Source organism: Arenimonas metalli CF5-1 (assembly GCF_000747155.1).
Classification (GTDB): domain Bacteria; phylum Pseudomonadota; class Gammaproteobacteria; order Xanthomonadales; family Xanthomonadaceae; genus Arenimonas; species Arenimonas metalli.
Window position 1 is genome coordinate 11731 of sequence record NZ_AVCK01000020.1, and the last position, 14948, is coordinate 26678.

At 70.9% G+C, this 14948-nt stretch carries 14 protein-coding genes; 11 read left to right on the forward strand and 3 right to left on the reverse strand.

The window, feature by feature from the left end:
• The first annotated feature begins 38 nt into the window (after positions 1-38).
• From N787_RS07820 to N787_RS07830, 3 genes are all read left to right on the forward strand, one after another.
• Positions 39-1214 (forward strand): thiolase family protein, encoded by a 1176-nt coding sequence (locus N787_RS07820; RefSeq protein WP_034212387.1) that lies wholly within the window; start codon positions 39-41, stop codon positions 1212-1214.
• A 154-nt stretch (positions 1215-1368) separates the two neighbouring features.
• On the forward strand, positions 1369-1752 hold the full coding sequence (locus N787_RS07825) for a hypothetical protein (RefSeq protein ID WP_034212389.1): 384 nt from the start codon (positions 1369-1371) through the stop codon (positions 1750-1752).
• Between the two features lie 129 nt (positions 1753-1881).
• Positions 1882-3489 carry a carboxyl transferase domain-containing protein gene (locus N787_RS07830; RefSeq protein WP_034212391.1) on the forward strand — a complete coding sequence of 536 codons (1608 nt, stop codon included), beginning with the start codon at positions 1882-1884 and terminating at the stop codon, positions 3487-3489.
• Between the two features lie 84 nt (positions 3490-3573).
• On the opposite strand, the gene N787_RS07835 is transcribed toward N787_RS07830, so the two are convergent.
• Genes N787_RS07835 through N787_RS07845 form a run of 3 tightly spaced genes read right to left on the reverse strand, consistent with a single transcriptional unit; the run spans position 3574 to position 5885 of the window.
• The gene (locus N787_RS07835) at positions 3574-3813 is read right to left on the reverse strand and encodes a DUF6587 family protein (protein WP_034212393.1); all 240 of its coding nucleotides are present in this window, start codon (positions 3811-3813) and stop codon (positions 3574-3576) included.
• A complete protein-coding gene (gene feoB, locus N787_RS07840; protein WP_034212395.1) occupies positions 3810-5642 on the reverse strand; it encodes a ferrous iron transporter B in 1833 nt (610 codons plus the stop codon). Before feoB ends, N787_RS07835 begins: the two co-directional genes overlap by 4 nt.
• Positions 5643-5885 (reverse strand): FeoA family protein, encoded by a 243-nt coding sequence (locus N787_RS07845; RefSeq protein WP_034212397.1) that lies wholly within the window; start codon positions 5883-5885, stop codon positions 5643-5645.
• 123 nt (positions 5886-6008) lie between these two features.
• Between N787_RS07845 and N787_RS07850 the strand changes: the two genes are divergently transcribed.
• The 8 genes from N787_RS07850 (at position 6009) to N787_RS07885 (ending at position 14892) form a co-directional block, all read left to right on the forward strand.
• Positions 6009-6797, forward strand: coding sequence for an enoyl-CoA hydratase-related protein (locus N787_RS07850; RefSeq protein WP_034212399.1), 789 nt, complete (start codon positions 6009-6011; stop codon positions 6795-6797).
• Positions 6798-6813: 16 nt separating this feature from the next.
• The gene (locus N787_RS07855) at positions 6814-7218 is read left to right on the forward strand and encodes a GxxExxY protein (protein WP_034212401.1); all 405 of its coding nucleotides are present in this window, start codon (positions 6814-6816) and stop codon (positions 7216-7218) included.
• Positions 7219-7252: 34 nt separating this feature from the next.
• On the forward strand, positions 7253-9253 hold the full coding sequence (locus tag N787_RS07860) for an acetyl/propionyl/methylcrotonyl-CoA carboxylase subunit alpha (protein WP_034212403.1): 2001 nt from the start codon (positions 7253-7255) through the stop codon (positions 9251-9253).
• Positions 9250-9828 carry a hypothetical protein gene (locus N787_RS07865; protein WP_034212405.1) on the forward strand — a complete coding sequence of 193 codons (579 nt, stop codon included), beginning with the start codon at positions 9250-9252 and terminating at the stop codon, positions 9826-9828. The genes N787_RS07860 and N787_RS07865 overlap by 4 nt, the downstream gene beginning before the upstream one ends.
• Positions 9825-10718: a hydroxymethylglutaryl-CoA lyase gene (locus N787_RS07870; RefSeq protein WP_084590707.1), complete on the forward strand. Its 894-nt coding sequence runs from the start codon at positions 9825-9827 to the stop codon at positions 10716-10718. The genes N787_RS07865 and N787_RS07870 overlap by 4 nt, the downstream gene beginning before the upstream one ends.
• A gap of 64 nt (positions 10719-10782) precedes the next feature.
• Positions 10783-13380: a sensor domain-containing protein gene (locus N787_RS14340; RefSeq protein WP_052575278.1), complete on the forward strand. Its 2598-nt coding sequence runs from the start codon at positions 10783-10785 to the stop codon at positions 13378-13380.
• Positions 13373-13861, forward strand: coding sequence for a GNAT family N-acetyltransferase (locus tag N787_RS07880; RefSeq protein WP_034212407.1), 489 nt, complete (start codon positions 13373-13375; stop codon positions 13859-13861). Before N787_RS14340 ends, N787_RS07880 begins: the two co-directional genes overlap by 8 nt.
• Positions 13862-14121: 260 nt before the next feature.
• A complete protein-coding gene (locus N787_RS07885) occupies positions 14122-14892 on the forward strand; it encodes an SDR family NAD(P)-dependent oxidoreductase (RefSeq protein ID WP_034212409.1) in 771 nt (256 codons plus the stop codon).
• The last annotated feature ends 56 nt before the right edge of the window (positions 14893-14948 follow it).

Genomic DNA, 14948 nt, shown 5'->3' on the forward strand with positions numbered 1-14948 from the left:
TATAATGCCCGGCTGAATTCAAACTACCCGGAGCCACCATGTCCAAGGTCATCATCGCCGGTGCCAAGCGCACCGCCCTCGGCGCCCTGCTGGGCCAGTTCACCGGCGTGCCGGCCACCCAGCTCGGCAGCACCGCGATCAAGGCGGCGGTCGAACAGGCGGGCGTCAAGGCCGACGCCGTGGACGAAGTCATCATGGGCTGCGTGCTGCCCGCCGGCCTGGGCCAGGCCCCGGCCCGCCAGGCGGCGCTGGGCGCCGGCCTGTCCAAGGCCACCGGCTGCACCACCATCAACAAGGTCTGCGGCTCGGGCATGAAGGCGATCATGATGGGCGCCGACCTGATCCGCGCCGGTTCCGCCAACGTGGTCGTGGCCGGCGGCATGGAGTCGATGACCAACGCCCCGCACCTGCTGATGGGCTCGCGCACCGGCACCAAGTACGGCAGCACCGAGATGCTCGACCACATGGCCTGGGACGGCCTCACCAACCCCTACGACAAGCAGGCCATGGGCGTGTTCGGCGAGCTGTGCGCCGACAAGTACGCCTTCAGCCGCGCCGACCAGGACGCCTACGCCGCCGAATCCGTGCGCCGCGCCCTGGCCGCCCAGGCCGAGGGCGCATTCAAGGACGAGATTGCCCCCGTGACGGTCGCCGGCCGCAAGGGCGACGTGCTGGTGGACACCGACGAGCAGCCGGGCCGCTGCGACATCGCCAAGATCCCGACCCTGCGCCCGGCCTTCAAGAAGGACGGCACCATCACCGCCGCGGCCTCCTCGTCCATCAACGACGGCGCCGCCGCGGTCGTGCTGGCCTCCGAGGAAGCCGCCAAGGCCCACGGCCTGGCCCCGATCGCCACCCTGGTGGCCCAGGCCGGCCATGCCCAGGAGCCCGAGTGGTTCACCACCGCCCCGGTGGCGGCCATCCGCAACGTGCTGGCCAAGGCCGGCTGGTCGGTGGCCGATGTCGACCTGTTCGAGGTGAACGAGGCCTTCGCCGTGGTCGCCATGGCCCCGATGAAGGAGCTGGGCATCCCGCACGAGAAGCTGAACGTGCACGGCGGCGCCTGCGCCCTGGGCCATCCGATCGGCGCTTCCGGCGCCCGCCTGGTGGTCACCCTGGTCAATGCCCTCAAGCGCCGGGGCGGCAAGCGGGGCGTCGCCGCCCTGTGCATCGGCGGCGGCGAGGCCACCGCGGTAGCGGTCGAACTGGCCTGACCGTACGGTGGGCGGCGGCGGGGCCGGAAATTTATTTCGCGCCAAAACGCTGGTTCTGCTTGACTCCCGCCAAACTCTTGTCAAGATTGTTCGCACGTGTGCCAACTGGCACACGTCTTGTTACTTCAAAATCGTCTAGACGAGGAAACAACCCATGTCCCTGAACAAGACCCTGCTCGCCATGGCCCTGGGCCTGGCCCTGGCGGCCTGCTCGAACCAGGCTGAGCAGGCGGCTGACGCGGCGAACGACGCCGCTGCTGCTGCCGACGCTGCCGCCACCGAAGCCGCCGACGCTGCTGCCGCCGCTACCGACGCCGCGACCGAAGTCGCTGCCGACGCTGCCGACGCTTCCGCCGAGGTTGCTGCCGACGCCGCCGACGTGGCCGCCGACGCCGCTGCCGACGCCGCTGGTGCGGTCGAAGCCGGTGCCGAAGAGGCCGCCGACGCTGCCGCCGAGATGGCCGATGACGCTGCCGAGATGGCCGATGACGCCGCCGACGCCGCCGAAGAAGCTGCCGACGACGCCGAAGGCAACTAAGCCTTTCGCGAGCTCCAAGGGAAACGGGCGCGACCCAAGTCGCGCCCGTTTTCTTTTGCGCGTCCCCGATGCTGGCCGCCCCCGCGCGCGAACCGTAAACTCCCCGGGTTCCCCGCCGAGCCCGCGCGCATGCCCATCCTCACCAGCCACGTCGATCCCCGTTCGCCCGAGTTCCAGGACAACGCCGCCGCCCTGCGCGCCGCGGTCGCGGACTTCGAGGCCCAGCTGGCGCGCGTCGCGCTGGGCGGCGGCGACAAGGCCCGCAGCAAGCACACCGAGCGCGGCAAGCTGCTGCCGCGCGAGCGCATCACCGCCCTGCTCGACCCGGGCTCGCCCTTCCTCGAACTCTCGGCGCTGGCTGCCGGCGGCATGTACGACGACGCCGCGCCCGCCGCGGGCGTGATCACCGGCATCGGCCGCGTGCACGGCCAGGAAGTGGTGGTGGTGGCCAACGACGCCACGGTGAAGGGCGGCACCTACTTCCCGATGACGGTGAAGAAGCACCTGCGCGCGCAGGAAGTGGCGATGGAAAACCACCTGCCCTGCCTGTACCTCGTGGATTCCGGCGGCGCCTTCCTGCCGCTGCAGGACGAGGTGTTCCCGGACAAGGAGCACTTCGGCCGCATCTTCTACAACCAGGCCCGGCTGAGCGCGATGAACATCCCGCAGATCGCCGTGGTGATGGGCAGCTGCACGGCCGGCGGCGCCTACGTGCCGGCGATGTGCGACGAATCGATCATCGTGCGCGAGCAGGGCACGATCTTCCTCGGCGGCCCGCCGCTGGTGAAGGCGGCCACGGGTGAAGTCGTCGATGCCGAGTCGCTGGGCGGCGCCGACGTACACACCTCCGTGAGCGGCGTCGCCGACCACTTCGCCGAGAACGACCGCCACGCGCTCGAGATCGCGCGCGACATCGTGAAGCATCTCAACCGCAGGAAGCCGCTGCCGGTCGCGGTGCAGACGCCCAGCGAGCCGCTGTTCCCGGCCGAAGAGCTCTACGGCGTGATCCCGAAGGACACTCGCCGCCCCTTCGACATCCGCGAGGTCATCGCCCGCGTGGTGGACGGCAGTGAGTTCCAGGAGTTCAAGGCGCGCTACGGCAAGACGCTGGTCTGCGGTTTCGCGCACATCCACGGCTACCCGGTGGGCATCATCGCCAACAACGGCATCCTGTTCGCCGAGAGCGCGCTCAAGGGCGCGCACTTCATCGAGCTGTGCAACCAGCGCGACATCCCGCTGGTGTTCCTGCAGAACATCACCGGCTTCATGGTCGGCAAGAAGTACGAGAACGCCGGCATCGCCAAGGACGGCGCCAAGATGGTGACGGCCGTGGCCTGCTCGCACGTGCCGAAGTTCACCGTGGTGATCGGCGGCAGCTTCGGCGCCGGCAACTACGCCATGTGCGGCCGCGCCTACGGCGCCCGCTTCCTGTGGACCTGGCCGAACGCGCGCATCAGCGTGATGGGCGGCGAGCAGGCCGCCAGCGTGCTGGCCACCGTCAAGCGCGACGGCCTGGAAGCCGCGGGCACGGCGTGGAGCGCCGAGGAAGAGGAAGCCTTCAAGGCCCCGATCCGCGACCAGTATGAGCGCCAGGGCCACCCCTACTACGCCACCGCCCGCCTCTGGGACGACGGCATCATCGACCCGGCCGACACCCGCCGGGTGCTGGGCCTCGCCCTCTCCGCCAGCCTCAACGCCCCAATCGAGAAAGACCGCTTCGGCGTCTTCCGCATGTAAGCCCTCATGTAGGAGGGCCTTCAGGCCCGAAGCTTCTTCGCGAAACGCTTCGGGCCTGAAGGCCCTCCTACAGGGCTATCGGTTTTACTTGCAGGCCTTGCAGGCGGAGCAGCCCGTACCGCAAGCGCTGGCCGTCACCGCCAGCGACGGCCGCAGCCAAGCGCCGATGCGCCGCAGCCAGGCCGGCCGTCCCGGCCGCTCCAGCCAGTACGACAAACGCGCCTGCGCCTGCCAGCTCGCGCGCGGGGCCAGCGCCCGCAGCAGCGACAGCGCGCTGAAGCCGACGATCGCGGCCACCACGGCGACCTGCAGGGCCGGCGTCATGCGCCCAGCGCCCGCGCCAGCTGGAACGTGACCAGCGAGGCCAGGTAGGCCAGCGCGAACAGGTACACCGTGGCGATGCCGGCCTGCTTCCAGCTGTTGGTCTCGCGCTTGATCACCGCGATGGTGGAGAGGCACTGCGGCGCGTACACGTACCAGACCAGCAGCGACAGCGCGGTGGCCAGCGACCAGTCGGCCGCGATCAGCGGCGACAGCGCGCTGATGGCCTCGGCGTCGTTCGCGGCCGACAGCGCGTACACCGTCGCCAGCGCCGCCACCGCGACCTCGCGCGCCGCGAGGCCCGGGATCAGGGCGATGCAGATCTGCCAGTTGAAACCGATCGGCGCGAACAGCGGCTCCATCCAGCGGCCGATGCGCCCCGCCAGGCTGTAGTCGATCGCCGGGCCCACCGCGCCCTCGGGCGGCGCAGGATAGCTCGACAGGAACCACAGCAGCACCGTCAGCGACAGGATGATGCCGGTGACGCGGCGCAGGAACACGCGGGCGCGCTCCCACAGGCCGATGCCGAGGTCGAGCAGGTTCGGCAGCCGGTAGCTGGGCAGTTCGAGCAGCAGCACGTGCTCACCCTCGCCCCGGCGCAGGCGCTGGATCACCCAGGCCGCCACCAGCGCGCTGGCCACGCCCGCGAAGTAGAGCGCGAACATCACCAGGCCCTGCAGGTTGAACACGCCCGCCACCGTCTCGCGCGGGATGAAGGCCGAGATCAGCAGCGTGTACACCGGCAGCCGCGCCGAGCAGGTCATCAGCGGCGCCACCAGGATCGTGGCGAGCCGGTCGCGCGGATCCTGGATCGAGCGCGTGGCCATGATGCCGGGGATGGCGCAGGCGAAGCTCGACAGCAGCGGGATGAAGCTGCGGCCGGTCAGCCCCGCGGCGCGCATCGGCCGGTCCAGCAGGAAGGCCGCGCGCGGCAGGTAGCCTGACTCCTCCAGCGTGAGGATGAAGACGAACAGCAGCAGGATCTGCGGCAGGAACTCCATCACCGTGCCCAAGCCCGCGAACAGGCCGTCGGCGACCAGGCTGCGCAGCGGGCCCGCGGGCATCGCGCCGGACACGGCTTCGCCCAGCCGCGAGATCCCGCCGGCCAACGCATCCTGCAGCGGACCGGCCCAGCTGAAGACGGCCTGGAACATCAGGAACATCACCGCCGCGAGGATCAGCAGGCCCCAGACCGGATGCAGCAGCCAGCGGTCCAGCCGATCGTCCAGGCTCGAACCCTGCGCCGGCATCTGCACGCATTCGGCCAGCAGCGCCGAGACCCGGGCGTGCAGGTCGCCCGCGTCGTCGGTCGGCGCGGCGGGCGGCAAGGCACCGTCCAGCTGGGCCAGCAGCGCGGCGGCGCCTTCGCGCTTCACCGCCACGGTTTCCACCACCGGCATGCCCAGCCGCGCCTGCAGCGCCGCGGTATCGATGCGGATGCCGCGCCGGCGGGCCACGTCCATCAGGTTCAGCGCCAGCACCATGGGCCGGCCCAGCTGGCGCAGCTCCAGCACGAAGCGCAGGTGCAGGCGCAGGTTGGTGGCGTCGGCCACGCACACCAGCAGGTCGGGCACCGCCTCGCCCGGCAGCGCGCCGCGGCAGACGTCGCGGGTGATGGCTTCGTCCGGGCTCGCGGCCTCGAGGCTGTACGCGCCCGGCAGGTCGAGCACGCGCACGCTGCGCCCGCCCGGCGTACGGAACAGGCCTTCCTTGCGTTCGACGGTGACGCCGGCGTAGTTCGCCACCTTCTGGCGGCTGCCGGTGAGGCGGTTGAACAGCGCGGTCTTGCCGCAGTTCGGGTTGCCGACCAGCGCGATGTTGAGTGCGGACACTCAGGCGTCCTGCGGCTGCAGGCGGATGCGGGCGGCCTCGGCGGTGCGCATCGCGAAGCGGGTGCCGCCGACCTGCACCAGCAGCGGCTCGCCGCCCATCGGCCCGCGCGTCACCAGGCGCACGGTCTCGCCGGCCACGAAACCAAGGTCGCGCAGGCGGCGCGCGACGGCGTCGCCGGGGCCGGTGTCGTGCACGCCGGCCACCACGCCGTGGCGGCCGGTCTGCAGCTCGGGAAGGGTCATGGCGGCGCCGCTCCAGTTGCGAATGATTCGCATTGTAAGCAAATCCCCGGCGCCGCGATAGCGGGCGGCTGCCGGCCGGACCGGCCCAGCCGCTATCATTCGCGCTTGCCCCGAGGAGCCCGCATGACCCAGGCCATCCGACTGGACCGCAGCGGCGGCACCGCCCGCCTCTCGCTGGCCCGCCCGCAGGTCCACAACGCCTTCGACGACGCCCTGATCGCCGAACTCACCGAGGCCCTGCGGGCCCTCGACGCCGACCCCGCGGTCCGCGCCGTGGTGCTCACGGGCGACGGCAGCACCTTCTCGGCCGGCGCCGACCTCGGCTGGATGCGGCGCATGGCACAGGCCAGCGAGGACGAGAACCGCGAGGACTCGCTGCGCCTCGCCGCGCTGATGCGCACGCTCAACTTCCTGTCCAAGCCCACCATCGCGCGGGTGAACGGCTCGGCCTACGGCGGCGGCGTCGGCCTGGTCGCCTGCTGCGACCTGGCGATCGGCGTGGACACCGCCAAGTTCTCGCTTTCGGAAGTGAAGCTGGGCCTGGTGCCGGCGGTGATTTCGCCCTACGTGGTCCACGCCATCGGCGGCCGCCACGCCCGCCGGCTGTTCACCGGCGCCGAAGTCATCGACGCCACGGAAGCCCATGCGATCGGCCTGCTGCACCAGCTCACCGCCCCCGACCAGCTGGACGAGGCCGTGGACCGCGCCCTGCACTTCTGGGCCAAGGGTGGCCCGGCCGCCCAGCGCGAAGCCAAACAGCTCGCCCTGCGCATGTCCGGCATGACCCGCGACGCCGCCGAACGCACCGACACCGAAAACGCCGCCCTGATCGCCCGCATGCGAGTATCCGCTGAGGGTCAGGAGGGGCTGGGGGCATTCTTGGACAAGAGGGCGCCCGGCTGGGTTCTTTAGACGCGGATTAACGCGGATGAACGCGGATAGAGCGTTGTTGATCAATAGCGATATATCCGAAGCCGTGCTGGGCTGCTTCTTCGATGTCTACAACGAGTTGGGGCCCGGCTTTCTCGAAAGCGTGTACGAAAATGCAATGACCTTAGCGCTGCAGGAAGCGGGCTACGATGTCAGCCAACAGGTTGCCCTGACGGTTTGGTTCCGCGGACAGGCGGTAGGCGATTTCCGTGCCGACCTGATCGTTGGATCAAGCCTTGTCGTAGAAATCAAAGCCGTTTCCCAAATCCACTCAGCCCACGAAGTCCAACTCGTCAACTATCTGAAAGCCAGCCGGATCGAAGTAGGGCTATTGCTCAATTTCGGCCCTCGACCCCAATTCAAGCGCCGGGTGCTAGCGCTCACCGGATCCGATCAGCGTTAATCCGCGTTAATCCGCGTCTAAAGATCCCAAGAGAATGTTCAACAAAATCCTGATTGCGAACCGTGGCGAGATTGCCTGCCGGATCATCCGCACCTGCCGGCGCCTCGGCATCCGCACGGTGGCGGTGTACTCCGAGGCCGATGCGCACGCCCAGCACGCGCGGCTGGCGGATGAGGCCTGGCCGATCGGCGGGCCGCGGCCGCAGGACAGCTACCTGCGCGGCGAGGCCATCATCGAGGTGGCGAAGCGTGCCGGCGCGCAGGCCATCCATCCGGGCTACGGCTTCCTGAGCGAGAACGCCGACTTCGCCGAGGCGGTCGAGGCGGCAGGCATCACCTTCATCGGGCCCAGCGCGGCCTCGATGCGCAAGATGGGCAGCAAGGCCGGGGCCAAGCAGCTGATGCACGCGCAGGGCGTGCCGGTGGTGCCGGGCTATACCGGCGAGAACCAGGATCCCGCGCACCTGCAGGCCGAAGCCGACCGCATCGGCTACCCGCTGATGATCAAGGCCGCGCACGGCGGCGGCGGCAAGGGCATGCGCATCGTGCGCGAGGCCGGCGAGTTCGCCGCCGCGCTCGAGAGCTGCCAGCGCGAGGCGGCCAGCGCCTTCGGCCGCGACCGCGTGCTGCTCGAGCGCTACATCGGCGAGCCGCGCCACATCGAGATCCAGGTCTTCGCCGACCGCCACGGCCAGACCATCCACCTCGGCGAGCGCGAATGCTCGGCCCAGCGCCGCTACCAGAAGGTGGTCGAGGAATCGCCCTCGCCCTTCCTCACGCCCGGGCTGCGCCTGAAGATGGGCGAGGCCGCGGTCGAGGCGGCGCGCGCCATCGACTACGTCAACGCCGGCACGGTGGAGTTCATCGTCGGGCCGCAGGGCGATTTCTATTTCATGGAAATCAACACGCGCCTGCAGGTCGAGCACCCGGTCACCGAGCTCGTCACCGGGCTGGACCTGGTGGAGTGGCAGCTGCGCGTCGCCGCCGGCGAGCACCTGCCGCTGCACCAGCAGGACATCACCCACCGCGGCCACGCCATCGAAGTGCGGCTTTACGCCGAGGATCCGTCGCAGGGCTTCCTGCCGGGCTCGGGCAAGCTCGAGCGGCTGCGGCTGCCGGCGCCGTCGGCGCACGTGCGGCTCGACGCCGGCGTGGTCGAGGGCGACACCGTCACCATCTTCTACGACCCGATGATCGCCAAGCTGATCGTCTGGGACCTCGACCGCCCGCGCGCCCTGGCGCGCCTGCGCGAGGCGCTGGCCGACTGCGAGATCGCCGGCCCGAAGTCGAACATCGAGTTCCTCGAGAAACTCGTGCGCCACCCGCGCGTGGTCGAAGGCACCATCCACACCGCCTACCTCGACCGCCACCTCGAGGAAGTGCTGCCGCGCGACAGCGCCCTGCCCGACGCCCACCTGGCGCTGGCGGCGGCCGCGGCCGCCCTGCACGACGAGGCCAGCACCCGCGCCGCCGCCGGCACCAGCCAGGACCCGCATAGCCCGTGGGCGATCGCCGACGGCTGGCGCCTGGGCCACGCCGGCGAGCGCCTGCTGTGCTTCCTGCACCGCGGCGAGCGCATCGAAGTGCACGCCCGCGGCAGCGCCGGCGACTACCGCCTTCGCATCGGCGAACGCGAGCTCACCGTGCGCGGCGCGCGCCACGCCGATGGCCGCCTCGGCGCCGAGGTCGATGGCCGCCAGTCGCGCATGCGCGTGCACGCCGACGCCAACTCCGCCAGCGTCCACGACGGCGAACACCGCGTGCGCCTGGAGCGCATGCCGGCCTTCCGCTTCGACGGCAACGCCGCCGCCGGCGTCGGCGATCGCCTGGTCGCACCGATGCCCGGCCGCATCGTGCTGGTGAAGGCCAGCCCCGGCCAGGCCGTCGCCGAGGGCGAGGAATTGCTGGTGATGGAAGCCATGAAGATGGAGCTGAGCCTGAAGGCCCCGCGCGCCGGCACGGTGGCGGCGGTGCAGGCGGCGGCCGGCGATTTCGTCGAATCCGATGCGGTCCTGGTGAAACTGGAGGCGTCATGAAGCTTCGCGTCCGCGTTCCCCTCGCCCTGGCGGCGCTGCTGGCCCTGGCCGGCTGCCAGGTCACCACCTTCGAACTGTCGCCGCTGGCGGCCCTGCCCTGCGACCCGGCCGTGGCCGGCGAGTGGCACTCGGTCGGCGACGAGCCCTCGGGCGACGGCGAGATGATCCTGCGCGTGTCCGCCGACTGCCAGCTGGAAATCGAGGAGCGCACCCCCGCGGGTCCGCGCCACGGCGAAGCCACGCCGCTGTTCCTGGGCGAGCATGCCGGCCAGCGCTACGCCTGGACCGACGGCGCCTGGCTGCTGCGTCGCTTCGGCGAAGACCACGCGCTGCCCGCGGGCGACGTGCACCTGGTGCGCTTCGCCATCACCGGCGACCGCCTGGAACTGTGGTCCACCGACGACAAGCCCATCGCCCACGCCATCATCGACGGCGAGCTGAGCGGCGAAGTGATCGCCCGCGACCGCAGCCTGTTCAACCGGCTGACCGCGCCGCAGCCGCCCGAGGTGCTCGCGCGCCCCGGCCTCTTCGACGCCGAGCCGGCGGCGTTCCGCAAAGTGGAGCCGCGCCCGTGAGCCTGCCCGCCCAGGTCCGCATCGTCGAGGTCGGCCCGCGCGACGGCCTGCAGAACGAGAAGGCCATCATCCCCGCCGCCGCCAAGATCGAGCTGATCGACCGCCTCACCGCCACCGGCCTGCGCAGCATCGAAGCCACCAGCTTCGTCAGCCCGAAGTGGGTGCCGCAGCTGGCCGATGCCGCCGAGGTCTTCGCCGGCATCACGCGCGCGCCGGGCGTGGCCTACCCGGTGCTGGTGCCGAACCTGCAGGGCTATGAGCGCGCCCGCGCGGTCGGCGCGGAGGAAGTCGCGGTGTTCACCGCCGCCTCCGAGGCCTTCAACCGCAAGAACATCAACGCCGGCATCGACGAAAGCATCGAGCGGTTCATGCCGGTGCTCGAGCGCGCCCGCGCCGACGGCGTGAAGGTGCGCGGCTACGTCAGCACCGTGCTCGGCTGCCCCTACCAGGGCGCGGTGCCGGTCGCCGACGTGGTGCGCGTGGCCAGCCGCATGCATGCGCTGGGCTGCTACGAGGTTTCGCTGGGCGACACCATCGGCATCGGCACGCCGGGCGCCGCCCGGGCCATGCTGCGCGCGGTCGCGGCCGAAGTGCCGATGGCCGCGCTGGCCATCCACTTCCACGACACCCGCGGCCAGGCCCTGGCCAACATCCTGGCCTGCCTCGAGGAAGGCGTGGCCGTGGTCGACGCCGCGGTGTCCGGCACCGGCGGCTGCCCCTACGCCCCGGGCGCCAGCGGCAACGTCGCCACCGAGGACGTCGTGTACATGCTCGAAGGCATGGGCATCGCTACCGGCGTGGACCTGCCTCGCCTGGTCGAGACCGGCCGCTGGCTGGCCGCCCTGCTCGGCCGCGGCTCCGGCAGCAAGGTGACGCTGGCCGCGGGATGATGCGGCGGCGGCGGGCCGCCGGTGTATGCTCGGGCCAGCCCCGCCAGCGCCGACCCACGACGGAATGCAGCCCGACCACCCGCCCCGCGACGACGACGCCACCCCGACGCAGGACGAGGGCACGTCGCGCCTTGCGGCGCTGGTCTCCCGGCTCGAGCACTGCCTGACCACCGGCGCCCCCGCGGACGCCCTGCTGCTTTCCGGCGTGCTGGCCGAACTCCACGGCCTGCAGCGCGAAGCCGACAGCGTGCGCCTGCGCTACGAAACCCTGTTCAACGCCGTGCCCGACCCGGTCAGCATCATCGACGCCGAGGGCCGCGTGCTGGACCTCAACCGCGCGGGCCTGAAGGCCTACCGCCGCCCGCGCGAGGAGATCGTCGGCAAGCTGGTGCACGTGCTCAACCCCGACCTGCCGCCCAACCACATGGGCCCGGTGCTCGAAGCGCTGGCGCGCGACGAGAGCTACGTGGTCGAGGTCAGCAACATGCGCGGCGACGGCACCCGTTTCCCGGTCGAAGTGCACTCGGCCAGCTTCCACGACGGCCCGCACCACCACATCATCGCCGTCGCCCGCGACCTGAGCCTGCGCCAGGAAGCCGAGCTCAACTACCACGCGCTGCTGTCGGCGATCGACAAGGGCGTGCTGTTCCAGGGCTTCGACGGCCGGCCGCTGTCGGCCAACCCGGCCGCGTACCGCATCCTCGGCATCGACGACAGCCTCGACATCTCCGCCAGCCTGCGCTTCGACGACTGGCTGGTGATCGACCACCGCGGCTACCCGATCAGCTTCCGCGACCTGCCCCCGCTGCGATCGCTGGCCACCGGCGAGATCGTCGAGAGCACACTGCTCGGCCTCTACCACCATCGCCGCAAGCAGCTGACCTGGATCTCGGCGACCTCGGTGCCGCAGTTCCATCCGGGCGCCAGCAAGCCGCACCAGGTGATCTCGCTGTTCTCGGACGTGACCGAACTCAAGCGCGACAGCTCGCTGTTCCTGCGCGCCCAGGCGCTGGCGCGCATCGGCGGCTGGGAGTGGGACGGCGGCCGCCGCCGGCTCTACCTGACTGACGAGGCGCTGCGCATCATCGGCCGCCGCGACGACCCGCCGATGAACCTCGACGACGTGATGGAGCAGATCGCCGAGGCGCACCGCAAGCCGGTCGAGGACGCGATCGAGAGCGTGATCCGCGACGGCGGCGGCTTCGACCTCGAGGTGCAGGTGGTGCGGCCCGACGGCGAGCGCCACTGGGCCCGCCTGATCGGCCAGTCGGAAGGCCGCGCGCCGATGTCCACCCGCCTCACCGGCACGCTGCAGGACATCACCCAGCGCCGGCAGATCGAGGAGGCGCTGCGCAGCCAGGCGCGCACCGACCCGCTCACCGGCCTGTTCAACCGCGACGGCATCCTTGGCGAGCTCGAGCGCCGGCTGGGCGACGACGCCACCGGCACCACGGTGATCTACGTCGACCTCGACCGCTTCAAGCTGGTGAACGACCTGCTGGGCCACGCCGCCGGCGACCACCTGCTGGTGAACGCCGCGCGCCGGCTCGAGCGCTGCGTCGGCGACACCGGGCTGCTGGCGCGCTTCGGCGGCGACGAGTTCCTGGTGGTCACCGACCAGCGCGCCGGCGCCGGCATGGCCGAGCTGCTGGCCGAGCGCATCACCCGCGCCTTCGGCGACAGCTTCCGCTACGCCGGCGAGGAGTTCACCATCACCACCAGCGTCGGCCTCGCCCGCCACCCCGAGCACGGCCGCACGGTGCAGCAGCTGGTCAACAACGCCGACGCGGCCATGTACGCGGCCAAGCGCAAGGGCCGCAACACCTGGCAGGTGTTCAACCCCGAACTGGCGCAGCAGCAGCACGACCGCGTGCAGATCGAAGCGCAGCTGCGGCGGGCACTGGACAACGGGGAGTTCCGGCTGGTGTTCCAGCCGCTGGTGTCGCTTGGCGACGGCCGGGTGCGCACCGCCGAAGCCCTGATCCGCTGGCACAACCCGACGCTGGGCGAGATCCCGCCGGACCACTTCATCAGCCACGCCGAGACCACCGGCGACATCGTCCGCATCGGCGCCTGGGTGATCGAGGCCGCCTGCCGGCAGATGGCGGCCTGGCGTGATGCCGGCCTGCCGCTCGAGCGGGTGGCGGTGAACGTGTCCTACCGCCAGTTCCTCACCGAGGACCTGGTGCAGACGATCGCGCACGCGCTGCGCGAGCACGGCCTGCCGGGTTCGGCGCTGGAGCTGGAGTTCACCGAGCGCGTGCTGATCGAGGATGCGCCCGACACCTTGAACACCTTCGAGGCACTTCGGGCCCTGGGCGTGGTGCTGACGATCGACGATTTCGGCGAAGGCTACAGCGCGCTCAACTACCTGCGCCGCCTGCCGATCCACGGGCTGAAGCTGGCGCACAGCTTCCTGCAGGGCGTGCCCGCGAACCCTTCCGACGTCGCCATCTGCCAGGCCGTGGCCGGCATGGCCCGCGGCCTGGGCCTGGACGTGGTGGCCGAGGGCGTGGAAAGCCCGGCCCAGCGCGATTTCCTGCTCGGGCTGGGCATCGCCACCGGCCAGGGCTTCCTCTTCAGCCCCGGCCTGGAGCCCGACAGCTTCGCGGCTTACCTGCGGCAGGCCGGTCTTCGCGTCCCCGAGGCAACCCATGACTGACGGTTTCACCCTTCGCCCCATCACGACGGCCGACGACGCGGCCGTGGCCAACATCATCCGCACGGTGATGCCCGAGTTCGGCGCCGGCGGTCCCGGCTTCGCCATCCATGACCCGGAGGTGGACGGCATGTGCGCTGCCTACGACCGTCCCGGCGCGGCCTACTTCGTGGTCGAGGCCGGCGGCCGCGTGCTCGGCGGCGGCGGCGTGGCGCCGCTGGACGGCGGGCCCGACGGCGTCTGCGAGCTGCGCAAGATGTACTTCCTGCCCGCCCTGCGCGGCCTCGGCGCCGGCACCGCGCTGATGGCCCGCTGCCTGGACGAAGCCCGCCGCCTGGGCCACCGCCAGTGCTACCTGGAAACCCTGCACGGCATGGACGCGGCCCAGAAGCTCTACGAGCGCACCGGCTTCCGCCGCCTCGACGGCCCGATGGGCGCCACCGGCCACTTCGGCTGCAACCGCTTCTACCTGCTGGATCTGTAGGGCCGGGGGCGGCTTGCCTGTTCAGGGCAAGGGCGTTTTTTGACGCGGATTGACGCGGATGAACGCGGATAAGGCAAAAGCAAATCAAATGGGTTTCAGGCGCGCCCGCCCGGGCTGGCGTAAGCCCACTCCGCCTTTAGCTTTATCCGTGTTCATCCGCGTCAATCCGCGTCCAATGCTTTTAGCGCTTCCCTGCCCACCCCCAACGGGCCGGCACGGGGTTTTTGCTAGAATCGCGGGCTGATCACCGGGGGATTCCCATGAAAATCAAAGACACCCGCGCCGCCATCACCGGCGGCGTTTCCGGCCTGGGCCTGGCCGTGGCCGAGCACCTGGTCGCCGGGGGCGCCAAGGTCGCGCTGCTCGACATCAACGACGAGAAGGGCGCCGCCGCCGTCGCCGCGCTGGGCGCCGACAAGGCGCGCTATTTCCGCACCGACGTCACCGACGAGGCCAACGTCGAGGCCAACCTCGCCGCAGCGCGCGAGTTCATGGGTGGCCTCAACGCCGCCGTGAACTGCGCCGGCATCCTCGGCGCCGGCCGCGTGCTGGGCAAGGACGCGCCGATGCCGCTGAAGAACTTCGCCGGCACGGTGATGGTGAACCTGGTCGGCAGCTTCAACGTCGCCAAGGCCGCCGCCAACCTGATGCAGCACAACGCCGCCGGCGAAGACGGCGAGCGCGGCGTGATCGTCAACACCGCCAGCGTCGCCGCCTACGAGGGCCAGATCGGCCAGGCCGCCTACTCCGCCTCCAAGGGCGGCGTGGTCGCGATGACGCTGCCGATGGCGCGCGAGCTCGCCCGCTTCGGCATCCGCGTCAACACCATCGCCCCGGGCATCTTCTGGACGCCGATGGTGGACGGCATGCCGGAAGCCGTGCAGCAGTCGCTGTCGGCCTCGATCCCGTTCCCGTCGCGCCTGGGCCAGCCGGCCGAGTTCGCGGACCTGGTGGCCTACATCCTGGGCAGCCGTTACCTCAATGGCGAGACCATCCGGTTGGATGGCGCGGTCAGGTTGGCTCCCAAGTAATCCTGAGCTCCCCCTCCCCGGCCCTCCCCCACTGCGTGGGGGAGGGAGAAAAACAT

Excerpts from the sequence above, each read along its gene's own strand:
- N787_RS07820 (WP_034212387.1), top strand. The coding sequence starts at position 39 with ATGTCCAAGGTCATCATCGCCGGTGCCAAGCGCACCGCCCTCGGCGCC.
- N787_RS07825 (WP_034212389.1), top strand. The coding sequence starts at position 1,369 with ATGTCCCTGAACAAGACCCTGCTCGCCATGGCCCTGGGCCTGGCCCTG.
- N787_RS07830 (WP_034212391.1), top strand. The coding sequence starts at position 1,882 with ATGCCCATCCTCACCAGCCACGTCGATCCCCGTTCGCCCGAGTTCCAG.
- N787_RS07835 (WP_034212393.1), bottom strand. The coding sequence starts at position 3,813 with ATGACGCCGGCCCTGCAGGTCGCCGTGGTGGCCGCGATCGTCGGCTTC.
- N787_RS07845 (WP_034212397.1), bottom strand. The coding sequence starts at position 5,885 with ATGACCCTTCCCGAGCTGCAGACCGGCCGCCACGGCGTGGTGGCCGGC.
- N787_RS07850 (WP_034212399.1), top strand. The coding sequence starts at position 6,009 with ATGACCCAGGCCATCCGACTGGACCGCAGCGGCGGCACCGCCCGCCTC.
- N787_RS07855 (WP_034212401.1), top strand. The coding sequence starts at position 6,814 with ATGAACGCGGATAGAGCGTTGTTGATCAATAGCGATATATCCGAAGCC.
- N787_RS07860 (WP_034212403.1), top strand. The coding sequence starts at position 7,253 with ATGTTCAACAAAATCCTGATTGCGAACCGTGGCGAGATTGCCTGCCGG.
- N787_RS07865 (WP_034212405.1), top strand. The coding sequence starts at position 9,250 with ATGAAGCTTCGCGTCCGCGTTCCCCTCGCCCTGGCGGCGCTGCTGGCC.
- N787_RS14340 (WP_052575278.1), top strand. The coding sequence starts at position 10,783 with ATGCAGCCCGACCACCCGCCCCGCGACGACGACGCCACCCCGACGCAG.
- N787_RS07880 (WP_034212407.1), top strand. The coding sequence starts at position 13,373 with ATGACTGACGGTTTCACCCTTCGCCCCATCACGACGGCCGACGACGCG.
- N787_RS07885 (WP_034212409.1), top strand. The coding sequence starts at position 14,122 with ATGAAAATCAAAGACACCCGCGCCGCCATCACCGGCGGCGTTTCCGGC.